The following is a 7,712-nucleotide window of genomic DNA, read 5'->3' as shown; positions in this document are numbered from 1 at the left end:
GAACAGCAGCGGCTGGCCGGGGCCGCGAGCGACGCCCGGCAGGCCGAGCTGGAGGCCCGGCTCGCGGTGCGCACCCACGAGGAGCGGGTCCGCGCCCTGGCCGGCCGGGCCGACCAGCTGGACCGGGCCGCCCGCGCCGAGCGCGAGGCGCGCGCCCGGGCCGCCGAGCGCCGCCGGCGCGCCGAGCACGACGCCTCGGTGGCGAACGCCGTCGCGGCGGGCGCCCGGCAGCTGCTGGCCTGCCTGGAGGTGTCGCTGGCCCGCGCGGACGCCGGGCGGGCGGCCGTCGAGCAGGCGCGCGCCGAGCGCGAGCACGAGCTGCGCGAGCACCGGGAGCACGGCCGCGGGCTCAAGGAGGAGCTGGACAAGCTGGTCGACGCCGGGCACCGGGACGAGGTGCTGCGGGCCGAGAAGCGGCTGCGGATCGAGCAGCTGGAGGCCCGCGCGCTGGAGGAGTTCGGCATCGACGGCGGCGAACTGCTCGCCTCGTACGGGCCGGACCGGCCCGTCCCGCCGTCCACGCCCGAGGAGGGGACGGAACCGGGCGAGCCGTACCCGTACGTCCGGGCCGAGCAGGAGAAGCGGCTGCGGGCGGCCGAGAAGGCGTACCAGCAGCTCGGCAAGGTCAACCCGCTGGCGCTGGAGGAGTTCGCCGCGCTGGAGGAGCGCCACAGGTTCCTCGGCGAGCAGCTGGACGACCTCAAGCGCAGCCGGCGCGACCTGCTGGACATCGTCCGGGAGGTGGACCAGCGGGTCGAGCAGCTGTTCACCTCGGCGTACCACGACACCGCCGCCCAGTTCGAGGGCGTCTTCGCCCGGCTCTTCCCGGGCGGGGAGGGCCGGCTGGTGCTGACCGACCCGGAGGACATGCTCGCCACCGGGGTCGAGGTCGAGGCCCGGCCGCCGGGCAAGAAGGTCAAGCGGCTGTCCCTGCTGTCCGGCGGCGAGCGCTCGCTGACCGCGGTGGCGCTGCTGGTGGCGATCTTCAAGGCCCGGCCCAGCCCGTTCTACGTGATGGACGAGGTGGAGGCGGCGCTGGACGAGACCAACCTGCGCCGGCTGATCGGGATCATGGAGGAGCTGCGGGAGAGCTCCCAGCTGATCGTGATCACCCACCAGAAGCTCACCATGGAGTCGGCCGACGCCCTCTACGGCGTGACCATGAAGGGCGACGGCATCTCGCAGGTGATCAGCCAGCGGCTGCGCGAAGAGCACCGGGAGCGCCGGCCGCGGGCCGTACGAACCGCATCGGTGTAGGGCGGCTGCGGTCCATCCGGGCTCCGGTCGCGGATACTGGAGCGGTTATGGAATACGTGATCCTTGCCGTAGTCATCGCCGTGGTCGCCATCGGCGCGATCGCCGGCCTCGTCGTTTCCGGCAGACGACGCCAGCAGCTGCCCCCGAAGTCGCAGGCGCCGGTCATCACGGCGCCGAAGCCCACCCCGCAGGAGCCCCAGGTCGGCGAGGAGGCCGCGCCGCCGACCGAGGCGCCCCGACGCACCGTCGAGGAGGTGCAACTCCCGGAGGCCGAGGCGCCCGCCGAGGTCGAGGTCGCCGAGGTCGGGGCAGCCGAGGCCGAGGCGGCCCCGGCCATCGAGGTCCCCGAGCCCACCGCCGGCCGGCTGGTCCGGCTGCGCTCGCGGCTCTCCCGCTCGCAGAACTCGCTCGGCAAGGGCCTGCTCTCGCTGCTCTCCCGCGAGCACCTGGACGAGGACACCTGGGAGGAGATCGAGGAGACGCTGCTCACCGCGGACGTCGGCGTCGCCCCCACCCAGGAGCTGGTCGAGCGGCTGCGTACCCGGGTGAAGGTGCTCGGCACCCGTACGCCCGACGAGCTGCGCGCGCTGCTGCGCGAGGAGCTGGTCGAGCTGGTCGGCAAGGACGCCGACCGTGCCGTGCGCTCCACCAAGCACGAGGAGGGCCCGGCGGTGGTCCTGGTGGTCGGCGTCAACGGCGTCGGCAAGACCACCACGACCGGCAAGCTGGCCCGCGTCCTGGTCGCCGACGGCCGCACCGTGGTGCTCGGCGCCGCCGATACCTTCCGCGCCGCCGCCGCCGACCAGCTCCAGACCTGGGGCGAGCGGGTGGGCGCGCGCACCGTGCGCGGCCCGGAGGGCGGGGACCCGGCCTCGATCGCCTTCGACGCGGTCAAGGAGGGCATCGCCGAGGGTGCGGACACCGTGCTGATCGACACCGCCGGCCGCCTGCACACCAAGACCGGCCTGATGGACGAGCTGGGCAAGGTCAAGCGCGTCGTCGAGAAGCACGGCCCGGTGGACGAGGTGCTGCTGGTGCTGGACGCCACCACCGGCCAGAACGGTCTGATCCAGGCCCGGGTGTTCGCCGAGGTGGTCGACATCACCGGCATCGTGCTGACCAAGCTGGACGGCACCGCCAAGGGCGGCATCGTGGTCGCGGTCCAGCGCGAGCTGGGCGTGCCGGTCAAGCTGATCGGCCTGGGCGAGGGCGCGGACGACCTGGCTCCGTTCGAGCCGGGGGCGTTCGTGGACGCGCTGATCGGCGACTGACAGCCTCCGCGAAGCGTTCGATCAGGGAAGCGCACGAAGGGCCCGCCCCCACCGGGGGGCGGGCCCTTCCGCGTGTCGGCGCGGCCGGTCAGGAGGCCATCCAGGCCGGCTCGGCGGTGCGCTCGCGGCTGCGGTGGCAGGCGTAGGCGAGGGTGCCGAGCAGCAGCCGGGCCTCCGGCGGGCAGCCCGCGTTGTCGCGGGTGGGGCGGCGCAGCCAGCGGACCGGGCCGAGGCCGCCGAGGACGGTGGGCGGGGCGGCGACGTGGCCGCCCTCGCCGTGGCAGACCAGGTCGAGCGCGGCGTCGTCCCAGCCCATCCGGTACAGCAGGTCGGGCAGGCGCCGGGCGGTGCCGGCGGCGACCAGGAACTGGAGCCGGCCGGTGGGGGAGGCGAGCACCGGGCCCACCTGGGTGCCCATCCGCTCCAGCCGGACCAGGGCCTGGAGGCCGGCCGGCTCGGGGACGTCCAGGACGTCGAAGGCGCGGCCGGTGGGGAACAGCACCGCGCCCTCGGTACGGGCGGCGCGGGCCCGGCCGCCGCCCCGTACGGGGTGCAGGCCGGGCGCGGCGCAGCGGGGGGAGCCGCAGGGACAGCGGGGCGGGGCGCCGGCGCCGGCGACCGGGGTGCCGGTGGCCGGATCGCCGGTGACGACCGCCCAGCCCCAGCGGCCGGTGTACTCCGCGGCGGCCTGGGACGCGGTGACCTTGGTGCGGCGGCGCGCGCCCAGCGGTGCCAGCCGCAGGTGCCCCAGTCGAAGTTCGCCGAACAGGTTGTCCATGCCTCCCCCAACAGGTTCTTGTTGCCGATGGTTACGGGACGGTGACTGTGTGTTGATTGTCGGCCGTGTGGTGCGTAGTGCGGTGGCGGCGCGCAGCGCGTGGTGTGCGCCTGTTCCGGCGGTGCGCCTCGGGCGCCGCCTTGTGGGGGCGGCGCCGATGCCGGATCGTCGTGTTCGTGGGGCTGTCGCCGTCCCGAGTGGACGGTGAACTCGCCTGTGGCTGCGGTGGGTTGCGGGTTCCGCCGGGTCCATCGGGATGAGCCGGGGGACTTGGCGGCCCGCATATGCCGGGCCGTCGGGACTCCCTAAGTGAAGCGTGTGCCCCCGGGCTTCGGTTCACTCCTGGGGGTGGCGAAAGGTGGCGTTTCGCCAGGGGCGCTCCCACGGGCCCCTCGCGGGGCATTACGTTCAGCGTGCGGATGTCGTCGAGGAGTCTGTCCCGGGCCGTCGGGCAACGGGAGTTGGGAATCTGACGGATCGTCCGCAACGATGGCACACCAGTGCGAGGGCGCTGCGGTACGGCGGCGCCGCGGCACCTCAGGCACGGCACGTTGGCAAGAGCCCGCAACCGTCGGGCGGTCACGATCGGGGGCCCCGCTAGGGGCCGGGCGGGATGGGGACGTTACCCATGGCAGAGAAGCAACCGAATGAGAAGCTGACCACGTGGTTCGCCCGCAGTGGCTGGTCCAAGGGCGAGTTGGCCCGCCAGGTCAACCGCAAGGCCCGGCAGATCGGCGCCCACCACGTGTCCACCGACACCTCCCGGGTGCGCCGCTGGCTCGACGGCGAGCAGCCCCGCGAGCCGATTCCCAAGATCATGTCGGAACTCTTCTCCGAGCGGTTCGGCTCGGTGGTCTCGATCGAGGACCTCGGCCTGCGCGCCGCGATCCCGGTCTCCACCGTGGGCGGCGGCGTCGACCTGCCGTGGAGCGGCCAGCAGACCGTCCAGCTGATCAGCGACTACTCCCGCAGCGACCTCATGCTCAACCGCCGGGGCTTCCTCGGCACCTCACTGGCGCTGACCGCGGGCGCCGCGCTGATCGAGCCGATGCAGCGCTGGCTCGCCCCCGGCCCGAGCGGCGTCCCCACCCCGATCCTCACCGCGGCCAACGGCGGCGAGGCGTTCACCGGCCGGCTCTCCGAACCCGAGCTCGAACTGCTGGAGCAGACCACGGTCATGTTCCGGCAGTGGGACGCCCAGAACGGCGGCGGGCTGCGCCGCAAGGCCGTCGTCGGCCAGCTGCACGAGGTCACCGACCTGCTCCAGGAGACGTACAGCGAGGACACCACCAAGCGGCTGTTCCGGCTCACCGCCGAACTCGCCCACCTGGCCGGGTGGATGTCGTACGACGTCGGGATGCACCCGAGCGCGCAGAAGTACTACGTGCTCGCCCTGCACGCGGCCAAGGAGGCCGGCGACCGCCCGTTCGGCGCGCTGATCCTCACCGACATGAGCCGCCAGATGATCCACCTCAACCGGGGCGAGGACGCCCTGGAGCTCATCCACCTGGCCCAGTACGGCAGCCGCGACGCCGCCACCCCGCGCCAGCAGTCCCTGCTGTACGCGATGGAGGCGCGCGCCTACGCCACCATCGGCGAGGTCAACCGCTGCGCCCGGGCGATCCGGCTGGCCGAGGACACCTTCACCGACATCCGGGACGGGGACCAGGACCCGGACTGGCTGAAGTTCTTCTCGCCGGCCGAGCTGAACGCCGAGAACGCCCACTCCTTCCGCGACCTCGCGTACCACTCGGACAACGCCGAGCTGTACGCCTCGCTGTCCGCGCCGGTGATGGAGACCGCGGTCGACCTGTTCCGCCAGGACGCCGACCACGTGCGCTCGTACGCCTTCAACCTGATCGGCATGGCCAGCGTCCACCTGCTGCAGAAGGAGGCCGAGCAGGCGGTGGTGATGGCCGAGCAGGCGGTGGACATCGCCACCAAGGTGCGCTCGGAGCGACTGAACTCCCGGGTGCGCAAGACCACGGAGGCCGCGTCGGCCCGGTTCAAGGGTGTGGACGCGGTGAGCCGGCTCAAGGAGCGGGTGGTCCAGGACATCCCGGAGTTCGTCTCGGTGGTCTGACCGGAGGTCCACCCGAGGCCCGCCCGAGGGCCGTTCGGGGGCCGTTCGAGGGAAGAAGCTCCACCGACCGTGGCGGCCGCCGCCGTCACGGTCGGTGGCATGTCCGGCGTCCGACGGCCGGGCCCGGCCGGGCCGCGGCGGCCGCGGTTCACGCAGCCGTAACCCGCGCGTCGCACGCGTCACGGCGGTGAAACAACCGGCCGCACTGGCCGAAACCAGCCTTCGGCACGCTCCTCCTCAACGCCGACGCCCCGGGTGGCACCACGGGACGGGTCCCCGGGTGCGGATCGGCCTGGACGCAGAGGAGACGCCGATGCCGGACGGCTTCAGTGCGGGCGACACCGCCTTCGTACTCATCAGTGCGGCCCTGGTCATGCTGATGACCCCAGGGCTGGCCTTCTTCTACGGGGGCATGGTCAGGGCCAAGAGCACGCTGAACATGCTGGCGATGAGCTTCCTCTCGCTCGGCATCGTCAGCGTGCTGTGGGTCCTCTACGGCTACTCGCTCAGCTTCGGGTCCGACTCCTTCGCCGGCCTGATCGGCAACCTGGACCACCTCGGGATGCGCGGCCTCGGCCTCGACGAGCTGACCGGCTCCATCCCGGTCACCGCCTTCGCGCTGTTCCAGCTGATGTTCGCGGTCATCACCCCGGCGCTGATCAGCGGCGCCGTCGCGGACCGGGCGAGATTCGCCGCCTGGGGCCTGTTCATCGCGCTCTGGGTGACGGTCGTCTACTTCCCGGTCGCGCACTGGGTGTTCTTCTTCGACGGCGGCCACGGCGGCTGGCTGGGCGACCGCAACGGCGTGATCGACTTCGCGGGCGGGACGGCCGTGCACATCAACGCGGGCGTCGCCGGCCTCGCGCTCTGCCTGGTGCTGGGCAAGCGGATCGGCTTCAAGAAGGACCCGATGCGCCCGCACAGCCTGCCGCTGGTGATGCTCGGCTCCGGGCTGCTCTGGTTCGGCTGGTTCGGCTTCAACGCGGGCTCGGCGCTGGCCGCCAACGGCGTGGCCGCGATGGCCATGGTGAACACCCAGGTCGCCACCGGCGCGGCGCTGGTCGGCTGGCTGGTCTACGAGCGGTTCAGGCACGGCGCCTTCACCACGCTGGGCGCCGCCTCCGGCGCGGTGGCCGGACTGGTGGCGATCACCCCGGCCTGCGGCTCGGTCAGCCCGCTCGGCGCGGTGGCGATCGGACTGGTCGCGGGCGCGGTCTGCTGCGCCGCCGTCTCGCTCAAGTACCGCTGGGGCTTCGACGACTCCCTCGACGTGGTGGGCGTGCACGCGGTCGGCGGGGCGGTCGGCTCGCTGCTGGTCGGCCTGTTCGCCACCGGCGGGGTCGGCCAGGATGTCAAGGGCCTGTTCTACGGGGGTGGGTTCGGCCAGCTGGGCAAGCAGGCGATGGGCGTGGCGGTGGTCGCGGCGTACTCCTTCGTGCTGTCCTGGCTGCTGGCCAAGGCGGTCGACCGGCTGGTCGGCTTCCGGGTCTCCGGCGAGGTCGAGACGGCCGGCATCGACCAGGCCGAACACGCCGAGTCCGCCTACGATTTCAGCGCCGTGGGGGCGGGGCTGGCCCGGGCCCTGCCGGGCCTGGCCGCCGCCGCCGCGACGTCCGCCGCCGAACGGTCCGCCGAGCGGTCCGCCGAACGGACCGGAGCCGCGGAACCCGCCGCCGCGAAGCCCGCCGTGCAGCCCGCCGAGAAGAGGACCGAGGTCGACGCCCGATGAAGCTCATCACCGCCGTGATCAAGCCGTACCGACTGGACGAGGTGAAGTCCGCCCTCCAGGCCTTCGGGGTGCACGGCCTCACCGTCACCGAGGCCAGCGGCTACGGCCGCCAGCGCGGCCACACCGAGGTGTACCGGGGGGCCGAGTACACCGTGGACCTGGTACCGAAGGTCAGGATCGAGGTCCTGGTCGAGGACGAGGACGCCGAGGACCTGATCGACGTCCTGGTCAAGGCCGCCCGGACCGGGAAGATCGGCGACGGCAAGGTGTGGAGCGTGCCGGTCGACACCGCCGTACGGGTCCGCACCGGCGAACGCGGCCCGGACGCCCTGTAGCCCTGTAGCCCGGGAGCCGGCCGCCCCGCGCCGGACGGCGGGCCCGTTCACCCGGGAGGGTGCGGGTCCGCCCGGCGGCGTACCGGCGTCTCCGGAGCGGCCCCTCCGGACCGGCGGACCCGCGGCCGGGACGGTTCACCAGCACGACGGACGGGACCCACGCGCATGACCACCGAGACCAGCCCCTCCGACCCCGTCGACCCCTCCGACCCCGGCGGCCGGGCCGCCGCCCGGGCCGCGCTGCTCGCCGCCCCCGGCC

General features: G+C 73.5%; 6 protein-coding genes. 5 read left to right on the top strand and 1 reads right to left on the bottom strand.

The genetic code is table 11. The annotated features are described in order from the left end of the window. The coding region (locus ACFU6K_RS23920; protein WP_380666178.1) for an AAA family ATPase at nt 1-1,257 on the top strand (1,257 nt) is incomplete at its 5' end. A 47-nt stretch (nt 1,258-1,304) separates the two neighbouring features. Continuing rightward, nucleotides 1,305-2,528 (top strand): signal recognition particle-docking protein FtsY, encoded by a 1,224-nt coding sequence (gene ftsY, locus ACFU6K_RS23915; RefSeq protein ID WP_380666176.1) that lies wholly within the window; start codon nt 1,305-1,307, stop codon nt 2,526-2,528. A gap of 88 nt (nt 2,529-2,616) precedes the next feature. On the opposite strand, the gene ACFU6K_RS23910 is transcribed toward ftsY, so the two are convergent. Continuing rightward, nucleotides 2,617-3,306, bottom strand: coding sequence for a bifunctional DNA primase/polymerase (locus tag ACFU6K_RS23910; RefSeq protein ID WP_380666174.1), 690 nt, complete (start codon nt 3,304-3,306; stop codon nt 2,617-2,619). Between the two features lie 628 nt (nt 3,307-3,934). On the opposite strand from ACFU6K_RS23910, the gene ACFU6K_RS23905 reads away from it, so the two are divergent. The 3 genes from ACFU6K_RS23905 to ACFU6K_RS23895 all read left to right on the top strand — a co-directional run bounded on the left by ACFU6K_RS23905 (nt 3,935) and on the right by ACFU6K_RS23895 (nt 7,453). Next, nucleotides 3,935-5,389: a hypothetical protein gene (locus tag ACFU6K_RS23905; RefSeq protein WP_181970686.1), complete on the top strand. Its 1,455-nt coding sequence runs from the start codon at nt 3,935-3,937 to the stop codon at nt 5,387-5,389. Nucleotides 5,390-5,702: 313 nt separating this feature from the next. Beyond that, nucleotides 5,703-7,118 (top strand): ammonium transporter, encoded by a 1,416-nt coding sequence (locus ACFU6K_RS23900; protein WP_380666172.1) that lies wholly within the window; start codon nt 5,703-5,705, stop codon nt 7,116-7,118. After that, nucleotides 7,115-7,453: a P-II family nitrogen regulator gene (locus tag ACFU6K_RS23895; RefSeq protein ID WP_049659191.1), complete on the top strand. Its 339-nt coding sequence runs from the start codon at nt 7,115-7,117 to the stop codon at nt 7,451-7,453. Before ACFU6K_RS23900 ends, ACFU6K_RS23895 begins: the two co-directional genes overlap by 4 nt. The last annotated feature ends 259 nt before the right edge of the window (nt 7,454-7,712 follow it).

This window comes from Kitasatospora sp. NPDC057512, assembly GCF_042802135.1.
In the GTDB taxonomy this organism is placed as follows: Bacteria; Actinomycetota; Actinomycetes; order Streptomycetales; family Streptomycetaceae; genus Kitasatospora.
The sequence above is the reverse complement of the archived record's forward strand: the minus strand, read 5'-3'. Positions and strand labels throughout refer to the sequence as shown.